The following is a 19500-nucleotide window of genomic DNA, read 5'->3' on the forward strand; positions in this document are numbered from 1 at the left end:
GCACCGGCACGGCCCATCGGTCATCCCGACGGGACTTCCCGGGGGCGCGTCACAGACGGTGTGCGGCTCCCGCCGGGGTGGCTCCCCGGGTGTCCAGGAGGAGCTGGGCCTTCACCGCGAGGCCCTGGAGGTCGTAGGTGCGGTGGTGCTGGAGAAGGACCGTCAGATCGGCTCCGGCGGCGGCCTCGTAGAGGGAGTCGGCGCGCGGAACGGGCAGGTCGCGCACCCGCCAGTCCAGGACGTGCGGGTCGTGGTAGCCGATCTGGGCACCCATGTCCATCAGCCGGGTCGCGATCTCGCGGGCGGGCGAGGCCTCCTGGTCGGCGAGATCCGGCTTGTACGTGACGCCGAGCAGCAGCACCCTGGCCCCTCGGACGGACTTGCCGTGCTCGTTCAGCAGGGTCGCGCAGCGCTGGATCACATAGCTCGGCATCCGGTCGTTGATGTCCTTGGCCAGTGAGACCATGCGCAACGGGTGGCCGGGCGTACGGCTGTTGTACGGGAAGTAGCCGGGGTCCACCGGGGCGCCGTGGCCGCCGACACCGGGGCCGGGCCGGAACGGCTCGAAGCCGAACGGTTTGGTCTCGGCACACCTGATGACGTCCCAGAGGTCGACGCCGAGGTCGTGGCAGAGCACCGCCATCTCGTTGACCAGGGCGATGTTGACGTGCCGGAAGTTGGTTTCGAGGACCTTCGTCATCTCCGCCTCGCGCGGCCCGCGGGCTCGGACGACCTTGTCGGTGAGGCGCCCGTAGAAGGCGGCGGCCGATTCGGTGCACGCGGAGGTGAGGCCGCCGATCACCTTCGGGGTGTTGCCGTACACATGGGTGCGGTTGCCGGGGTCGAGACGGCCGGGGGAGTGGGCGAGGTGGAAGTCCCGTCCGGCGCGCAGCCCGGAGCCCTCCTCCAGAAGGGGGAGCACGACGTTCTCGGTGGTGCCGGGCGGCACGGCCGATTCCACCAGGACGGTGGTGTGCGGCCGCAGCCGGGCGGCGAGGGCCCGCGCCGCGTCGGTCACCGCGCCGAGGTCGAGGCTGCGGTCCGGCCCCAGGGGGGTGGGCGCGCAGATCGCGGCGGTGCGCACCCGGCCCAGCTCGGCCGGGTCGGCGGTGGGCCGGAATCCGCCCGCGACCATCCGGCGGATGTCGGAGGCGCTGAGGGATCCCTCGACCGGCGTACGGCCTGCGGAGAGTTCGGCGAAGGGGCGTGGGTCGGTGTCGTAGCCGACGGTGTGGATTCCCACGCCCACGGCTGCTTGGGCGAGGGGCAGGCCGAGGTGACCGAGTCCGATGACGGCGAGGTCTGCGGGCATGTGGGCCGTCCTTCCCTAAGGCCAAGAGACAGAAAGCGCAACTGCTGGGGACAGCGCCATGTCAGACTAGGCGTAAATATTACCTATATGTCGGATTCTGTGACTCTCGTGAGGCGGGTGTTGTCCACAGGCGGTGGCTGAAGTCGTGGACCACGGACAGAATCGAGGGGTGGGCACGGGCGCCCGGCCCCCGGCCGGTCCTCGCCACGTGCCGTACCACCCCGATGCACCGGGACTACCGGGAGGCAGCAGTGAGGACAGCGACACTGGGACCCACGGAGCGCGCCGAGGCGCTGACCGCGATGGCCGAGCGCGAACTGGACGTGCTGGTCGTGGGCGCGGGCGTGGTCGGCGCCGGTACTGTGCTGGACGCGGCCACCAGAGGACTCTCGACCGGGCTGGTCGAGGCGCGCGACTGGGCGTCGGGCACGTCCAGCAGGTCGAGCAAGCTGATCCACGGCGGGCTGCGCTATCTGGAGATGCTGGACTTCGCGCTCGTACGAGAGGCGCTGAAGGAGCGCGGACTCCTGCTGGAGCGGCTCGCGCCGCACCTGGTGAAGCCCGTTCCCTTCCTCTATCCGTTGCGGCACAAGGGCTGGGAGCGGCTGTACGCCGGCTCGGGCGTCGCGTTGTACGACGCGATGTCGGTGTCCTCGGGCCACGGCCGCGGGCTGCCCGTGCACCGGCATCTCTCCCGCAGCCACGCCTTGCGGGTCGCCCCCGCGCTCAAGAAGGACGCCCTGGTCGGAGCCCTGCAGTACTACGACGCTCAGATGGACGACGCGCGCTACGTGGCGACCCTGGTGCGCACGGCCGCGGGCTACGGCGCGCACGTCGCCAACAGGGCGCGGGTGACCGGGTTCCTGCGGGAGGGCGAGCGGGTCGTCGGCGCGCGGGTGCAGGACGTCGAGGGTGACGGGGAGTACGAGGTCAGGGCCAAGCAGGTGGTCAACGCGACCGGGGTGTGGACGGACGACACCCAGGCGCTGATCGGCGAGCGCGGACAGTTCCACGTCCGGGCGTCGAAGGGCATCCATCTCGTCGTGCCCAAGGACCGCATCCACTCCTCGACAGGGCTCATCCTGCGGACCGAGAAGTCCGTGCTCTTCGTGATCCCGTGGGGACGGCACTGGATCATCGGCACGACCGACACCGACTGGGACCTGGACAAGGCCCATCCGGCGGCTTCCAGCGCCGACATCGACTATCTGCTCGAACACGTGAACTCGGTGCTGAACACCCCACTGGGCAGGGATGACGTCGAGGGCGTCTACGCCGGACTCCGGCCCTTGCTGGCCGGTGAGTCGGATGCCACGAGCAAGCTCTCCCGGGAGCACACGGTGGCCCATCCGGCGCCCGGGCTCGTCGTCGTGGCGGGCGGCAAGTACACGACGTACCGGGTGATGGCGAAGGACGCCGTCGACGAGGCGGTGCACGCGCTGGACCAGCGGGTGGCGGACTGCGTCACGGAGGACATCCCGCTGCTGGGCGCCGAGGGCTACCGTGCCCAGTGGAACGCCCGCGCCCGGATCGCCGCCCGCACCGGGCTGCACGTCGCCCGGGTGGAGCATCTGCTCAACCGGTACGGCTCGATGACCGAGGAGCTCCTCGAGCTCGTGCAGGGAGACCCCTCACTGGGCGAGCCGCTGGCGGGCGCCGAGGACTATCTGCGGGCCGAAGTCGTCTACGCCGCTTCGCACGAAGGCGCCCGGCACCTCGACGACGTCCTGACGCGGCGCACCCGGATCTCCATCGAGACCTTCGACCGGGGCACCCGCTGCGCCCGCGAGTGCGCCGACCTGATGGCGACGGTGCTCGGCTGGGACACGGGCCAGGTCGAACGCGAGGTGGAGCACTACCGCAAGCGGGTGGAGGCGGAGCGGGAGTCCCAGCGGCAGCCGGACGACCAGACGGCGGACGCGGCACGGCTGGGGGCACCGGACATCTTGCCCCTCTGAGGATCCTGCCCGGGAGGGGACCGGGCAGGACTCCGCCTCCAGCAGCCCCGCTTCGAGGGTCTCGCCGGGCGGTGGGCCGGTGCCGGCCCGGAAGTGAGGACGTGACGGCCGTCGCGGGTCGCGGCGGTCCGCACGTAACTGCCGGTGTGCCCGTTGTGGCCTTGGACGGTGGTGCCGCAGGAGAGTTTTCGCAGATGGGTCCCCCTTCCGCACGAGCCGTGCGCCGGCACCGGTGGACGGGCCATGGCCGTACCGACCGCGGCGCCGGGGGTGAGGGGCTGGTCCGACGGGCCGGCGCCCGTGGGTGCCGGGTCCGCGGTGGGCTGGGGCGACGTGCAGTCGTACAGGCCGCTGGTGTGGGTCAGCAGTGCGCGCAGGGTGATGGCGGATCCGTCGGCTCCCCGGCCGTGCACGGGGCCCGGCAGATAGCTTTGTTCAGGGCCCCGCGCAGCCGTGCACCACCTCGCCGCCGGGGGGCGTCGCGGCGCGCCGGGAAGGCGGCCGCCGGGGCGCGGCCCTCGACGACGAACCGGGGGAGGTAGGACGATGCGGTCGTGAGGTGTGGTTCGCTGGACATGCTCGCGCTTCCCACGGCGAGCAGAGCCAACACCAGCGGGGCGGCGAGCAGCGCCCTGAACATCGGCATGGCGGGGTGTTCCTTCCTCCGGCCACATCATGGCCGACCCCGGACCCGGGACCATGACCGGTCCTGGGGTGAGGGACAATGAACGCTCTGCCAGGGCGGGTTGATCGCAGAGGGGACGCATGTCGGAGGCGGAGCAGGCGCGGGAGCCCCAACGGGACACGGACGGACGTCTCCTCGCGGGGCGGTACCGCCTCGGGGAGGTGCTCGGCCGGGGCGGCATGGGCACGGTCTGGCGTGCTGCCGACGAGACGTTGGGGCGTACGGTCGCGGTCAAGGAACTGCGGTTCCCGTCGTCCATCGACGAGGACGAGAAGCGGCGTCTCATCACGCGAACCCTGCGTGAGGCGAAGGCGATCGCGAGGATCCGCAACACCAGTGCGGTGACGGTCTACGACGTGGTCGAAGAGGACGACCGGCCGTGGATCGTCATGGAGCTCATCGAGGGCAAGTCCCTCGCCGAGGTGATCCGTGAGGACGGGACGCTGACGCCGAGGCGCGCGGCGGAGGTGGGCCTCGCCATCCTCGACGTGCTGCGCTCGGCGCACCGCGAGGGCATCCTGCACCGCGACGTGAAGCCGTCCAACGTGCTGATCTCGGAGGACGGCCGGGTCGTCCTGACCGACTTCGGGATCGCCCAGGTCGAGGGTGACCCCTCCGTCACCTCGACGGGCATGCTCGTCGGCGCCCCCTCCTACATCTCGCCCGAGCGGGCCCGGGGCCACAAGCCGGGGCCGCCCGCCGACCTGTGGTCGCTGGGCGGGCTGCTGTACGCGAGCGTCGAGGGCCGCCCGCCGTACGACAAGGGTTCGGCCATCGCCACGCTGACGGCGGTGATGACGGAGCCGGTCGAGCAGCCGGCGAACGCGGGGCCGCTGGAGGAGGTCATCTACGGCCTGCTGGCCAGGGACCCCGACCAGCGGCTGGACGACGCCGGGGCGCGCGTCCTGCTCAACGCGGTGATCAATGCTCCGGAAAAGCCTGTCGTACCTCCGGCCGACTCCACCCAGATCATGGCGCTGCCCACGATCGGTGACTCCAAGAGCGACAAGGAAAGCAGGGGCGGCAAGGGCACCAAGGGCACCAAGGGCAGCAGGGGCGACGCCAAGGGCGGTGGCAAGAAGGCCGCCGCCGCCGCATCCGTCGCTGCCGCTGCCGCCGTGTCCGCCCCGGCCGGCGAAGGCAGCGGCTCCGGGCCCGTCGCGGGCTCCGGGAAACCGGCCACCGGTGACTCCGGCGCTGCGGGCCAGGCTGAAGGTTCCTCGTCCGGTTCGTCGCCGGCGACCACTTCGGTCGGCGTGTCCGGGATCGCCGAGAACACGCGGGAACGGCTGCGTGCTGCGCTGCGGTCCGTACGCAACGCGAAGTCCCCGGCGGCCGCGGCCGCTGTCCCCCCGGAGCCCTCGCGGGCGCCGGGCACCCCGGCCGCCATGGCATCGGCTTCCGGGCCGGCCGTGCCGTCCGGCCGCCCGGCGGCGACCCGCGCGTCGATCACCGATGTCGTGCCGCGCCGCACGCTGGCAGTCATCGCCGGTGTCGTCGTGCTCGCCGTCCTCGGCACGGTCCTGGCGCTCACGTGGGGCGACGACGACACGGGCAACGAGGGCGGCGGCTCCAAGGGCGACACCGCCGCGTCGGCCGGTGCGACGTCCGGTGGCGAGGCCGAGCCCGCCACCGGCGGCGGCGCCGGCAAGGGCGAGGACAGCACCCAGGACGGCGGCAAGGACGGCCAGGGGCAGGACAAGGGCGAGGCGTCCGGCGACACGTCGCCCTCGCCGGAGGCCGACGAGCCGTCCCCGGACCCGGACGCGCTGCCCACCGGGTACAAGACCGTCACCAACGAGCAGTTCCACTTCTCCATGGCGATGCCCGCGAATTTCACGTTCGACAAAATAGCGGGGAAGAACTCGGGCGCCATCTACAACGCCGACGGCGGCTTCCCCCGGGTCCAAGTCGACTACAACTCCTCCCCGAAGGACGACGCGGCAGCCGCCTGGGCCGGGGCGGTCGCGGCCACCAGGAGCCTCAGCAACGGCTACAAGCACCTCGGGATAAGGAAGGTCGAGTTCAACGGCTACCCGACCGTCGCCGACTGGGAGTTCACCCGCGATCAGCAGGGTATGCCGGTCCGCGTCCTCAACCGGGGCTTCAAGGTCGACGCCACCCACGGCTACTCGATCATGATCAGCTGCAAGGCGGACGCATGGGACGGCGCGGAGTGCCGGACGCTGCGTGAGACGGCGCACGCCACCTTCGCTCCGACCGACTGACCTGCCCGTGCGGCCGGGTTGCCGTGACCGGCCGCACGGCCGCGACTTGGCACGTATGGTGAGAGGCCGAAGACCGTACGCAGCCGGAGTGGTGGTCAATGCGCAGCAAGTGACCGCGATCGATGGATTCACGTGGTCTCGGTGACCGGGGGAACAGCGCGCTCTGGGGAGGCGTCGTGGACGACTATGCGGGTCGGGTGCTTGCCGACCGCTACCGCCTTCCGCTGCCCCCGTCCGATGCGTACGAACTGGTCGAGACGCGGGCGTTCGATACGTACAGCGGACAAGAAGTCCTGGTCCGTCAGGTGCCGTTGCCGGAGGTCGTGGACGCCGAGGTGCTCGACGGCGACGGCCTGCCCTCGGCCCGGCGCGCCACCGGGCGTACGGTGCGGCGGCCCACGGACCCCGCGGTCCGGCGCGCGATCGAGGCCGCACAGGCGGCGGCCCAGGTGCCCGATCATCCTCGTCTTGATCAGGTGTTCGACGTGTTCGCCGAGGCGGGATCGCTCTGGATAGTGAGTGAACTGGTCGCCGCCCGGCCGCTGGCCGCACTTCTCGCGGAGCGGCCCCTCAACCCGTACCGGGCCGCCGAGATCGGCTCCGACGTGCTCACGGCGCTGCGGGTGCTGCACGCGCACGGCTGGACCCACCGCAACATCACGGTCCGCACGGTGCTGGTCTGCGACGACGGCCGCGTCGTGCTGACGGGTCTCGCAGCAGGCGCCGCCGAGGAGGCGCTCTGCGGATACGTCCCGGCGCCGCAGCCGGACGAGGAGGACCTTTACGGGCCCCCAGCAGTCGAATCGGGTCCCACCGGCCCGTACGATCCGCCGGCGGTCGAATCGGGTCCCACCGGCCCGTACGATCCGCCGGCGGTCGAATCCGGCCTCACCGGCCCGTACGATCCGTCGGCGGTCGAGTCCGGGCCGTACGAGCTCCCCGCCGTCGGGTCCGGTGCGTACGAGCCGGGTGCCGGTGTACCCGGGCACGGCGCGCTGCCCGCGCCGGGGGGCCTGTCCGCCTCCAAGGCGTCCACCGACGGGGTGCCGGCAGCCGGCTCCCACGCCGGGATCGAGGTGGCACAGCCCGCCCCGCCCCCTGCCCTGCCCACCACGGAGTCCGCCGAGGGGGGCCCGGCGCAGCTGCGTGCCGCCCGCGCCGCGGCCCGTGAGGAGCCCGGTGAGGGGCCCTCCGCCCCTCCCGCCCCCGGGCTCCCGCAGCTGACCGGCACCTGGGGCGGGGCGGCCGACGCCCCGTACCCGTACGTCGACGATGACGATGACGATGACGAAGACGACGGGGGCCCGGAAGGCCCCGGGCCCCCGGGACGGCGTGTCCATCTCGCAGGCACCTGGGGCGACGGTCCCGGCGCCGGCCGCTCCGTGCCCGCGGGCGGCTCCGGAGGACCGGGCGGCTCCGGCGAGGACGCGCTGCGCGCCGACGCCCGGCGCCTCGGCGGCGGATCGGCAGAGCGCCAGGACCGGCTGCCGCAGCCCGTGCCCGCCCGCGCGCCCGCCGGAGGGTGGGACGAGGTCGTCGCCGGGAGCGGAGCCACCCCCGCCTACCGGGGCCCGGCCACTCCCCTCGCCGCGGAGCGCGCCAGGCAGGCCCGTATCGCCGTCGTCGGCGCGGTCACCGAGCGGTGGGCGCCCGAGCAGGCGGGACCGGTCCACGACAACTGGCAGCTCGCCCCGCCCATCGGCCCCTCCACCGACCTGTGGGCGCTCGGCGCACTGCTCTACCGTGCCGTGCAGGGCCACGCGCCGTATCCGGAGGAGAACGCCGCCGAGCTCGTCCAGATGGTCTGCGGCGAGCCGCCGGCCTTCGCGGAGGAGTGCGGCCCGCTGCGCCCCGTCGTCGAATCACTGCTGCGCCAGGACCCCACGGAGCGCCCCGACTTCGAGGAGTTGCGCGGCTGGCTGCGCTCGCTCGTGCGTTCGGCGCCGGAGCCCGAGGCCGGTGCCGACATCGTCACGCTGCCGCCCGCCGACGCCACCCGCCTGCCGGTCGTACGCCGCCGGGGCGAGCTGGTGCGCCGCCGCCGCGGCCGTGGCGGCGCGGGCCGGCACCGCCAGGGAAAGCCGGCGCGTCGCGACAAACAACAGACGTACGAGCAGCAGCAGACGTACGAGCAGCAGCAGACGTACGAGCAGCCGCAGGTGTACGAGAAGCCGCCGCGCGCGCCCCGCGAGCCCAAGGGGCCCAAGGTGCTGCGCCAGCCGCAGCCCGGTGGCCGGGCGCCGCGACGGCTCGGACGGCTGCTGCTGGTGCTGATACTGCTGGCGATGGCCGCTGCCGTGGCATACGCCATGCTGTTCATGCCGAAGGAAGGCCCGGGGACGGGGGCAGCGCCTTCAGGCTCCGTCGCACCGGCGGACCCGGAGCCCGGCAACAGCCCGTCCACCGAGGCGCCGGCGTCCTCCGGCCCCTCGGGATCGTCGGGCTCGGAGAAGCCGCAGACCAGCCGCTCCGCCATCGCCCTCGCACCGGGATACGAGCTGCGCAAGGACGCCGAAGGCTTCGAGCTCGGCGTGCCGGAAAACTGGCAGCGCAGTCCGGCCAACGCGGACCGTCAGGTCCGCTACGGCAGCGACGGGTTCAGTGTGCTCGTCGTGCCCGGCCGGGACACCGTCAAGGCCAACGGCGACGACCCGTTGAACTACCAGCGGGACAAGGAACCCGAGTTGCAGTCCTTCCGGGAGTCCACCTGGGCCACGTCCACCGGCCTGCGCCGGGTCGACGTCGGGCGACAGGCCATGGCAGAGGGCCAGTTCACCTGGCAGGAGAGCACCGGCCGTGAGGTGTACGTCCGTAACCTGGTCATGATCGTGGACGGCAGGTATCACATCGTCCAGGTCATCGGCCCGGAGAGCGAGCGGGACAAGGTCTCCGACATCTACGGGCAGGTCATATCCACGTATCGCGTGAGCTCCTGACGGGTCGGCAGCGAAACGCGACAAGCATCACAGTGCGGTCTCGTGGGCGATGCGAGGTTACGTGGCACCGCCTCCCCTCCGTACCCTGTCGTCCCAAGGAACGGGGCGAGGACACACGTGGAACACGCGCAGGGAACGGACGCGGGAATCGTACTGGCCGGGCGTTACCGGCTGGGTGACGTCCTGGGCCGCGGCGGTATGGGCAAGGTGTGGCGCGCACATGATGAGGTGCTCCACCGGACCGTCGCGGTCAAGGAGCTGACGGCCGGGCTGTACGTCGCCGAGGCGGACCGGGCCGTGCTGCACGCCCGCACGCAGAAGGAGGCGCGCGCGGCGGCCCGGATCACGCACTCCGGGGTCGTCACCGTGCATGACGTCATCGAGTACGACAACCGCCCATGGATCGTCATGCAGTACGTCGACGGGCCCTCGCTCGCCGACGCGACGAAGGAGTCGGGCGAGGTGGAGCCGCGCGAGGCGGCCAGGATCGGGCTCCAGGTGCTGAGCGCCCTGCGGGCGGCGCACGGCGCCGGTGTCCTGCACCGGGACGTGAAGCCGGGTAACGTCCTGCTCGCCAGGGACGGCCGGGTCCTGCTGACCGACTTCGGGATCGCCGCGATCGAGGGCGACTCCACCATCACCAGGACAGGTGAACTGGTGGGTTCCATCGATTATCTGGCACCCGAGCGGGTGCGCGGCGGCGACCCGGGCCCCGCGTCCGACCTCTGGTCGCTGGGGGCCACGCTCTACACGGCCGTCGAGGGGACTTCGCCCTTCCGCCGTACGTCCCCGATCTCCACCATGCAGGCCGTCGTCGCGGAGGAACCGCCGCCGTCGCTGCGCGGCGGCGCGCTGGCGCCCGTGATCACCGCGCTGCTGCGCAAGGACCCCGCGGACCGTCCGACGGCCGAGGAGGCCGAGCGCATGCTGCTGGACGCGATGGAGGGGCGTAAGCCCCGTGCCGCGCAGGCGCACGTGCCGACGCAGCGGGTGTCCGAGGACGACCTGCGCACCTTCTCCACCCCGGACGGTTCCACCGCCCACCTGCCCCTGCCGCCCGTGCCCCCGCACACCTCGGCGCCCATCACCCGGCGCAGCCGGGGCCGGTGGCGCACCGCCCTGCTGGTCGTCGCGGCGGCCGCCCTCATCGGCGGCGCGGCGGGCCTGGTCGTGATGAAGGCGGGGGGCGGCAGCGGAGGCGCGGCGGACCGGAGTACCACCGGCCCGGCGCAGGTGCCTACCGCCTCCGCCTCCGCCGCCGATGCCCCGGCCGGGGAAGGGGGCGAGAAGGGGGACGAGCCCGTCCTGAACGAGATACCCGACGGCTGGAACCGGGTCGACGACCCCGAGGGCTTCAGCCTCGCCGTCCCCGACGGCTGGGAGCGGCAGGTGAACAGCGGCCAGATCGACTACACCCCCGACAACGGCGCGCACCGCATCCGGATCAGCCTCGATCCGCTGCCCGACTTCGCCCACTCGTACGCGCACATGCAGAGCATCGAGAAGGACCTGGCCGCGCGTCTGCCGGACTACCGGCGTCTGACGCTGGAGGAGAACGTCTTCCGCGACCGCCCCGGATCCCGCTGGGAGTTCACCTGGGTCGAGTCCAAGGACCACCCGGGCCCGCGCCACGGCATCGACCAGATGTACTTCGCCGAGACGGGCGGCCCGGAGTACGCGCTCTACCTGACGGGGCCGGACGGGGACCGCGACGAGACCCGGCAGCTGTTCGAGACGATGCTGCGCAGCTGGGAACCGCCGGAGCAGACGGGCTGAGGTGTGATCCCGGGGAGGGCGAAGGAAATCCGCGCCGAGGTGGCCGAGCGGCTGAAGATTCACTATTCCTGACGCCCGATCCAACAGGGGCGGTGCATCGCCCCTGATCAGCGCTTATACAGCCAGTGATCACTGGCTGTATGACCGGGCGCGGCAGGAGTCTCTGGCGGGGTCTGTGAAAACCTGTTACCCACGGGTACCCAAAGTGGGCGGGTGGACATACTCTCGCCCTCATGACGGACTCGCAGGCCTCCACGACCACCTCCGCCGCCTCCGGCACCCGCGTCGGCACCAATCCGGTGGCCGCCTCCCCGGCGGGCGCGCGTACCGCCGCCGACGTGGTCACCCCAGAGGTGATCGCCCAGCTGACCCGTGACGTCGTCGGCTCCGGCCGCACGGCCAACCACAGCCCCTTCACCGGGGAGAAGCTGGCCGACCTGCCCGAGTCCACCCCCGAGGACGTGGAAGCGGCCTTCGAGCGCGCCCGCGCCGCCCAGCCGTCCTGGGCCGCGACCCCCGTCCGGGCCAGGGCCGCCGTGCTGCTTCGCTTCCACGACCTGGTCCTGCAGCGCCAGTCCGAGGTCCTCGATCTCATCCAGCTGGAGACGGGCAAGGCCCGGCTGCACGCCCACGAGGAGGTGCAGGCCGTCGCCGTCGCGGCCCGGCACTACGGGCGCAAGGCCGCCTCCTACCTCAGGCCGAAGCGGCACACCGGGGCGATCCCGACCCTCACCAAGGTCACCGAACTGCGCCAGCCACGCGGGGTCATCGGTCAGATCGCCCCCTGGAACTACCCGCTCGAACTGTCCGTCGGCGACGCGTTGCCCGCGTTCGTGTCCGGCAACGCCGTCGTGATGAAGCCTGACACGGAGACCGCGCTGACTGCCCTGTGGGCCCGCGACCTCCTCGTCGAGGCGGGTCTGCCCGCCGAGGTGTTCCGAGTGGTCCTGGGCGAGGGCCCCGTCGTCGGCCCCGAGATCGTCAGCCGCGCCGACTACGTCTCCTTCACCGGCTCCACCCGCACCGGCCGTGAGGTCGCCCAGGGCGCAGCTGCCCGGCTCGTCGGCGTATCCCTCGAGCTCGGCGGCAAGAACGCCATGCTCGTCCTGGAGGACGCGGATGTGGAGAAGGCCGCCGCGGGCGCCGTCCGCGCCTGCTTCTCCTCGGCGGGGCAGCTCTGCATCTCCATCGAGCGGCTGTACGTCCACGAGTCGGTCGCCGACGACTTCGTGGAACGCTTCGCCGCCCGTACGAAGGCCATGCGGCTCGGTAATGCCCTCGCGTACGGCGCCGACATGGGCTCCCTCGTCGGCGAGCGGCAGCTGGAGACCGTCAGCCGGCATGTGGCCGAAGCGGTGGAGAAGGGCGCCACGCTCGTCGCGGGCGGTGTCGCCCGCCCCGACATCGGCCCGCTCTTCTACGAGCCGACCATCCTCGACGGCGTCGAGGCGCCCATGGCCGTCTGCGGCGAGGAGACCTTCGGCCCGGTCGTCTCGATCTACCGCTTCAGCGACGACGACGAGGCCGTCTCCCTCGCCAACGCCACCCCGTACGGCCTCAACTCCAGCGTATGGACGAAGAACTCCGGGCGCGGCCACCGCGTGGCCGCGCGGCTGCGGACCGGCACCGTCAACATCAACGAGGGGTACGCACCCGCGTACGGCAGCGTCCAGTCGCCCATGGGAGGCATGAAGGACTCCGGCCTCGGCCGGCGGCACGGCTCCGAGGGCATCCTGAAGTACACCGAAGCGCAGACGGTCGCCCAGCAGCGGCTGATCCCCCTCGCCCCGGCCTTCGGGATGGACGACGAGAAGTACGCCGCCTTCATGAGCCGCAGCCTCAAGGCGATGAAGGCCTTCCGGCTGCGCTGAGCTGCCCCCTCAGCGACCACCTATCTGTCCTTTTCGTACCGAGGAGAGCCATGTCCCAGGACAGCCCTGCCCAGAATCAGGCCGGCCCGTCCGCTCCGGCGGCGGACGACGACGCGTACGACTACGACGTCCTCGTCGTCGGCTCGGGCTTCGGCGGCGCGGTCTCGGCCCTGCGGCTGAGTGAGAAGGGGTACCGGGTCGGCGTCCTGGAAGCGGGCCGCCGCTTCACGCGCGCGACCCTGCCCAAGAACTCCTGGGACATCAAGAACTATCTGTGGGCCCCGGCGCTCGGCCTGTTCGGAATCCAGCGGGTGCATCTGCTGGGCAAGGTGATGGTGCTGGCAGGCGCGGGTGTCGGCGGAGGTTCCCTCAACTACGCCAACACGCTGTACGTGCCGCCCACGTCGTTCTTCGAGGACCGCCAATGGGCCGGCATCACCGACTGGAAGGACGAGCTCGCGCCGTACTACGACCAGGCGAAGCGGATGCTCGGAGTACGACTCAACCCGACCGTGACCCCGGCGGATGTCCACCTCAAGGCCGTGGCCGAGACCATGGGCGTCGGCGACTCCTTCCATCTCGCACCGGTCGGCGTCTTCTTCGGCGACGGCCAGGACGCCGACGGCGCGGCGCGCACGAAGCCCGGCGGGGAGGCGGCCGACCCCTACTTCGGCGGCGCGGGCCCCGCCCGCAAGGCCTGCTCCCAGTGCGGCGAATGCATGACGGGCTGCCGTCACGGCGCGAAGAACACCCTCAACGAGAACTACCTCTACCTGGCCGAGAAGGCCGGTGCCGTCATCCACCCGATGACGTCCGTCGTCGCGGTCACGGACGGCCCGGACGGCGGCTACCACGTGTCGACCGTGCCCACGCACCGGCGTCGCAAGGCGGCACCGTCCGTGCTGCGCGCCCGGAAGGTGGTCATCGCCGCAGGTACCTACGGCACGCAGACCCTGCTGCACACGATGAAGGACGAAGGGCTGCTGCCCCGGCTGTCGTCCCGGCTCGGTGAGCTGACCCGCACCAACTCCGAAGGTCTCGTGGGGGCGCAGACCAGCGACCGCCGCTACCGCAGGAAGCACGGCACCGCCAAGGCCGACTTCACCCAGGGTGTCGCCATCACCTCGTCGATCCACCCCGACGAGAACACCCATATCGAGCCGGTGCGTTACGGCAAGGGCTCCAACGCGATGGGGGCACTGACCATCCTCCAGGTGCCCTACAGCACCCACCGGGTGCTGAGCTGGTTCGGCAACGTGGCCAGGCACCCGTGGCTCCTGATGCGCTCGCTGTCCAACCGGCGGTGGTCGGAACGGACCATCATCGGTCTCGTCATGCAGTCGCTGGACAACTCCCTGGTCGCGTACCGCAAGCCAAGCGGCGTCGGCAAGGGCCTGCTCACCGCCCGACAGGGCCACGGGGCGCCCAACCCGACGCAGATCGCGGAGGCGACCCGAGGTGCGACGCTGCTCGCCCAGGAGATCAACGGCTTCGCCGGATCGAACGTCGGTGAGCTGATGGGCACCCCGCTCACCGCGCACTTCCTCGGTGGCTGCCCGATCGGAGCGAGCGCGGAGGAGGGCGTCGTCGATCCGTACCACCGGCTGTACGGGCACCCGGGCATCTCCGTCGTCGACGGATCCGCGGTCTCCGCCAACCTCGGTGTCAACCCGTCGTTGACCATCACGGCGCAGGCGGAGCGCGCGATGTCCTTCTGGCCCAACAAGGGTGAGACGGACCCGCGACCGGCGCAGGACACGGCGTACGAGCGGCTGGCCGCGGTCGAGCCGAAGACGCCCGCCGTGCCGGAGGAGGCGTTCGGCGCCCTGAAGCTGCCGTTTCTGGGCATACCGGTGGTGCCACCGAAGACGGTCGCGTCCGAGTCCTGAGCCGGGCGACGCGGAGGGGCTGCACCCCCCTCCGAGTGCAGCCCCTCCACGTACTGCTGACGACGCCTTACGCGGCGGCGCCGGCGTTCTTGCGGCGTCGCACGAGGAACATCGCGCCGGCACCCAGCACCACGGCCGCGCCGCCCGCGAGGGCGATCACCGATGTGCTGGAGGACGAACCGGTCTCGGCGAGGCTGCCGGTGACCTCGGTGGTGTCGACGGCCGGCTTCGTGTCGGGCACGGGTACCTTGCCGCCCTCCTGGGGCTTCGTGCCGTCCTCGTCACCGGCCTTGACGATCTGGAACTTGTACGCGACGTCCGTGAAGCACGGGCCGGCCTCGATGTCCTCGCCGAAGACGAGCCCGCCGCCGAGACTGAAGCCCGCGCCTACCGGGGCGCTCGCCCGCACCTTGATGCGCAGGTCGATGTCGACCTCGTAACCGGGCTTGATCTCGTCGGTCCGGCCGACGTAACCGGACGACGTGTCCCCGTCCTCCAGGTCTTCCCAGGTGCCCTCCGCCTCGTCGAGAGCCTGGAGCCGGACCTGCTTGGTGGTGAAGAGCTGCGCGCCCGCCTTGTCGGCGGCGGCACCCGCGAAGAACGCGACGTTCTTCACAGTGGTCTTCGAGTCGTTGTAGACGTTGAAGGTGAACCGGTCCCAGCCGCCGCCCCGGACGATCTTGCCGGAGAGGCCGTTGATGGAGAGCTCCAGCGGACGGGGCTCGCACTCGCCGAGCTCCACGTCCCCCTCGTCCTCCTCGTCCTCGGACTCCGGAGCGCTGGGCGTGGGCGTGGCGGACGCCGTCTCGGACTCCCCGGCGGTCGGGGTCGGGGAGGTCGTTCCGAGCGTGGTGCCCTCGGACGACTCCGTGGCCTCCGGAGCGACCGTCGCGGACGGTGAGGCGGACTCGGTGTTCTCAGGGTCGGCCGTCGGGGACGGCGTCTGGCTCTGCGTCTCGCTCGGCGTCCCGCTCGGCGTGGGCGAGGCACTCTCGGTCGTCGTGGTCGCGGGGTCCGCGAACGCGGACGGCGCCGAGAGCAGGACGACCGGGCTTATGACGGCGGTGGCGGCAGCAAGTGCCAGGGTGCGGCGGAGCTTCATCTGGGGCCTCAGCGGGTCCGTGGCACCGCGTGGGCCGCGGTACCTGAAAGGAATGAACGGGCCTGCCGCTGTGGGGACGGTACGAGCCGTTGTATTCGCCATGCATGACCCGTGAAGACACGTGACGGTTGTCCCCGACTTCACAGAATCTTTATGTGGCGCCCGCCACACCCCTGGGCCGGCCGCGCCGGGTGAGCGTGTCTGTCGGGCGCCGCGCCCCTCAGCTCCGGGGGCCTCGTGCACGAAGGTCCGAAGGCGGCCGGTCCCGGGCGTCCCCGGGACCGGCCGCACATGGGGTGACCGTTCCGCTGTCCCCTGCGGACCGGTCACACACGCCGGGTCGTGGTCCCACGACGCACCTGCGGTACGTCACACGTCCCGGCGTGGCCACGCGTGGATTCCTGCCGCTGCCGCCCCTGGCTGGCGCGGACACCAGGACCAACGAAGCCGTCCGTGGGCCGGTCATCCGCCGTACGGGTGAGGCCGGGCCCGAACGCGGGTACGGCCGTACAGCCTTCCCGTACGTCACACCCGGCCGCGGCAGAGTTCCAGCAGCGTCATGGCCAGGGCCGTGCCCGGCTTGCCCAGCGCATCGCCGTAGTGGCTGAGGACGTCCATCTCCCGGGAGAGGTTCACCCGGCGCCCCCCGGACGTGATCCTCGCCTCCTGGATGACCGCCGAGACGGCCATCCGTTCCTGGACAAGGCCGATGATCCGGTCGTCCAGCGCGTCGATGCGCGTCCGGGCGTCGCCGATCAGGGAGGCGGCCTCGTCGGTGTGCGCGCCGGTCCGCTCGGCGGCGGTCTTCGTGGGAGCGGTGCTGTTCATCAGTGACTCCTGAGGAGGTGCGGCCCCCGGAGCGACAGGCCCGGAACGCCAGAGCGCCCCGGGCCTGTCGGCCCGGGGCGCCTGGAACGTTGCTTGTCAGTTGCTCAAGCAGCACGACCATGGCAGCCGGCGGGCCGGGTGCCATAGGTAAAGACGAAGGTCGTGTGCTGACGCATGGGGGCAAGTATGGACCCCGTCCCGGGCCCGGGTCCACGCCGGGCCCGGATGGTGAGACGGGAGCCCGGCGGGGCGATGCTCCACGGCCGGTAGAATTGGGAGGACCGACCCCCTCTCCACCGCCGGAAGGCCGCCCCGTGCCCGCAGCACCCCCCGCCGCCCCCGACACCACGACCGACGTCGTCCTGGTTGTCGACTTCGGCGCCCAGTACGCCCAGCTCATCGCCCGACGCGTCCGTGAGGCCCGGGTCTACAGCGAGATCGTCCCGTCCACGATGCCGGTGGCCGAGATGCTGGCCAAGAACCCCCGGGCGATCATCCTGTCCGGCGGTCCGTCCTCGGTGTACGCGGAGGGTGCGCCCAGCCTCGACCGTTCGCTGTTCGAGGCCGGGGTCCCGGTCTTCGGCATGTGTTACGGCTTCCAGCTGATGGCCACCACGCTCGGTGGCACGGTCGACGACAACGGCGCCCGCGAGTACGGCCGCACCTCGCTCGCCGTCTCCAAGGCCGGCTCCACCCTCTTCGAGGGCACGCCCACCGAACAGCAGGTCTGGATGTCGCACGGCGACGCCTGCTCCGCCGCCCCCGAGGGTTTCACCGTCACCGCGTCCACGGACGTCGTACCGGTCGCCGCCTTCGAGAACGACGAGAAGAAGCTCTACGGCGTCCAGTACCACCCGGAGGTCCTGCACTCCACGCACGGCCAGCAGGTCCTGGAGCACTTCCTCTACCGCGGCGCGGGCATCGAGCCGACCTGGACGACCACCAACGTCGTCGAGGAGCAGATCGCCCTGATCCGCGAGCAGGTCGGCACCAAGCGCGCCATCTGCGGTCTCTCCGGCGGCGTGGACTCCGCGGTCGCCGCGGCCCTCGTGCAGAAGGCCATCGGCTCCCAGCTCACCTGCGTGTACGTCGACCACGGTCTGATGCGCAAGGGCGAGACCGAGCAGGTCGAGAAGGACTTCGTGGCCGCGACCGGCGCGAAGCTGAAGGTCGTCGACGCGGAGAAGCGCTTCCTCGACGCCCTGGCCGGCGTGTCCGACCCGGAGCAGAAGCGGAAGATCATCGGCCGCGAGTTCATCCGCGTCTTCGAGCAGGCCCAGCTGGAGATCCTCCAGGAGGACGGCCCGGAGGTCGCCTTCCTCGTCCAGGGCACGCTCTACCCGGACGTCGTCGAGTCCGGCGGCGGCACCGGCACCGCCAACATCAAGTCCCACCACAACGTGGGCGGCCTCCCCGACGACATCGAGTTCCAGCTCGTCGAGCCGCTGCGCCAGCTGTTCAAGGACGAGGTCCGGATGGTCGGCCAGGAGCTCGGCCTGCCGGAGGAGATCGTCCAGCGCCAGCCGTTCCCCGGCCCCGGCCTCGGCATCCGGATCGTCGGAGAGGTCACCAAGGAGCGGCTCGACCTGCTGCGCGACGCCGACGCCATCGCCCGCGAGGAGCTGACCGCGGCCGGCCTGGACCGCGACATCTGGCAGTGCCCGGTGGTCCTGCTGGCGGACGTCCGCAGCGTCGGCGTCCAGGGCGACGGCCGGACCTACGGCCACCCGATCGTGCTGCGCCCGGTGTCCTCCGAGGACGCCATGACGGCTGACTGGTCGCGCCTGCCGTACGAGACGCTGGCGAAGATCTCCACCCGCATCACCAACGAGGTCGCCGACGTCAACCGCGTCGTCCTCGACGTGACGAGCAAGCCGCCGGGGACGATCGAGTGGGAGTAACTCTCCCCGCAGGGTCAACGCTGCTGCCGTCGCTCATTCGTCCGGGCGGCGGCATCGGCGTACCCGCCGGATATCGCGGGACAGTTCCCCGGCGGGCTGGAGAGGCGAGACTTCCCATGGGGGCAATCATGAGTGCCGCACCCGAGCCCCGACTCGACGCGTAGAAAATTCATGGTCGGTGGTGGCCTGTCGTGCCAGACTTCGGGGCATGTCTGCCGAAGAAGTCCGCGCCCTCCTGTCCGCCCCTGGCAACGACGCGCTCACCTGGAACACCCCGCTGTCCGAGGAGCACGCCGCCCAGCTGATCGCCGCCTGCGCACCCGCCCCCGGGGCACGGATCGCCGACTTCGGCAGCGGCTGGGGCGAGCTGCTGACGCGCCTGGTCGAAGCGGCGCCCGGGTCCACCGGGGACGGCATCGAGACCGACCCGGAAGCCGTCGCGCGAGGGCTTCGGCTGGCAGGGGAGCGCGGGCTCACCGACCGGGTGCGGTTCCACGAGGTGCCGGCCGCCGAGTACCCGGGGGACGGCTACGACCTGGCCGTCTGCATCGGCGCCTCGCACGCCTGGCCCGGAGGCGCTCCGGAGGCGCTGACATCCCTGCGTGCCGCCGTACGGCCCGGGGGCCGGGTGCTGTTCGGGGAGGGCTTCTGGGAGCGCGAGCCCTCGCCCGCCGCGCTGGAAGGCCTCGGCGCGGAACCGGACGACTTCGGCCCGCTCCTGGGTCTGATCCGGCAGGCGGAGGCGGCAGGGCTCCGGCCGCTCCAGGTGACCGTGGCCGACCAGCGCGAGTGGGACCTCTTCGAGTCCGCCGCCAACATCGGCCGGGGCGAGCGCTGGGCACTGGCCCACCCCGGGCACCGGCTGCACGCCCCGGTGACCGAGGCCGTCGACGCCCGCCGCACCGGTTACTACGGCGGATACCGCGGAACGCTGGGCCTCGCCTACCTCGTGCTCAGCGCCTGACAATCGCACATCTGTACAGCAGTCGCCCCCGAGCCGCCCCGATGCGGGAC

The 19500-nt window shown here is 71.8% G+C and carries 12 protein-coding genes; 8 read left to right on the forward strand and 4 right to left on the reverse strand.

Annotated features, from left to right (window positions below):
* Nucleotides 1–49: 49 nt before the first annotated feature.
* A complete protein-coding gene (locus tag ACWD04_RS26295) occupies nucleotides 50–1312 on the reverse strand; it encodes a nucleotide sugar dehydrogenase (protein WP_451135898.1) in 1263 nt (420 codons plus the stop codon).
* 251 nt (nucleotides 1313–1563) lie between these two features.
* Between ACWD04_RS26295 and ACWD04_RS26300 the strand changes: the two genes are divergently transcribed.
* Complete coding sequence (locus ACWD04_RS26300) at nucleotides 1564–3270, forward strand: glycerol-3-phosphate dehydrogenase/oxidase (protein ID WP_451135900.1); 1707 nt, start codon at nucleotides 1564–1566, stop codon at nucleotides 3268–3270.
* A gap of 361 nt (nucleotides 3271–3631) precedes the next feature.
* On the opposite strand, the gene ACWD04_RS26305 is transcribed toward ACWD04_RS26300, so the two are convergent.
* Nucleotides 3632–3916 carry a hypothetical protein gene (locus ACWD04_RS26305; protein ID WP_451135902.1) on the reverse strand — a complete coding sequence of 95 codons (285 nt, stop codon included), beginning with the start codon at nucleotides 3914–3916 and terminating at the stop codon, nucleotides 3632–3634.
* A gap of 119 nt (nucleotides 3917–4035) precedes the next feature.
* Between ACWD04_RS26305 and ACWD04_RS26310 the strand changes: the two genes are divergently transcribed.
* The 5 genes from ACWD04_RS26310 (at nucleotide 4036) to ACWD04_RS26330 (ending at nucleotide 14655) form a co-directional block, all read left to right on the forward strand.
* The gene (locus ACWD04_RS26310; protein ID WP_451135904.1) at nucleotides 4036–6183 is read left to right on the forward strand and encodes a protein kinase domain-containing protein; all 2148 of its coding nucleotides are present in this window, start codon (nucleotides 4036–4038) and stop codon (nucleotides 6181–6183) included.
* Between the two features lie 176 nt (nucleotides 6184–6359).
* Nucleotides 6360–9119 carry a protein kinase gene (locus tag ACWD04_RS26315; protein WP_451135906.1) on the forward strand — a complete coding sequence of 920 codons (2760 nt, stop codon included), beginning with the start codon at nucleotides 6360–6362 and terminating at the stop codon, nucleotides 9117–9119.
* A 117-nt stretch (nucleotides 9120–9236) separates the two neighbouring features.
* Complete coding sequence (locus tag ACWD04_RS26320) at nucleotides 9237–10895, forward strand: protein kinase domain-containing protein (RefSeq protein ID WP_451135908.1); 1659 nt, start codon at nucleotides 9237–9239, stop codon at nucleotides 10893–10895.
* 233 nt (nucleotides 10896–11128) lie between these two features.
* Nucleotides 11129–12766, forward strand: coding sequence for a succinic semialdehyde dehydrogenase (locus tag ACWD04_RS26325; RefSeq protein WP_451135910.1), 1638 nt, complete (start codon nucleotides 11129–11131; stop codon nucleotides 12764–12766).
* A 50-nt stretch (nucleotides 12767–12816) separates the two neighbouring features.
* A complete protein-coding gene (locus ACWD04_RS26330) occupies nucleotides 12817–14655 on the forward strand; it encodes a GMC oxidoreductase (RefSeq protein ID WP_451135912.1) in 1839 nt (612 codons plus the stop codon).
* A gap of 67 nt (nucleotides 14656–14722) precedes the next feature.
* Here the strand turns inward: ACWD04_RS26330 and ACWD04_RS26335 are convergent, their stop codons facing one another.
* Complete coding sequence (locus ACWD04_RS26335; protein ID WP_451135914.1) at nucleotides 14723–15757, reverse strand: LAETG motif-containing sortase-dependent surface protein; 1035 nt, start codon at nucleotides 15755–15757, stop codon at nucleotides 14723–14725.
* Between the two features lie 525 nt (nucleotides 15758–16282).
* Nucleotides 16283–16585, reverse strand: coding sequence for a chorismate mutase (locus ACWD04_RS26340; protein WP_451135916.1), 303 nt, complete (start codon nucleotides 16583–16585; stop codon nucleotides 16283–16285).
* A gap of 314 nt (nucleotides 16586–16899) precedes the next feature.
* Between ACWD04_RS26340 and guaA the strand changes: the two genes are divergently transcribed.
* Nucleotides 16900–18486, forward strand: a complete 1587-nt coding sequence (guaA, locus tag ACWD04_RS26345; protein ID WP_451135918.1) for a glutamine-hydrolyzing GMP synthase — start codon at nucleotides 16900–16902, stop codon at nucleotides 18484–18486.
* A gap of 208 nt (nucleotides 18487–18694) precedes the next feature.
* On the forward strand, nucleotides 18695–19450 hold the full coding sequence (locus ACWD04_RS26350) for an SAM-dependent methyltransferase (protein ID WP_451135920.1): 756 nt from the start codon (nucleotides 18695–18697) through the stop codon (nucleotides 19448–19450).
* The last annotated feature ends 50 nt before the right edge of the window (nucleotides 19451–19500 follow it).

This window comes from Streptomyces sp. NPDC002911 (assembly GCF_053591835.1).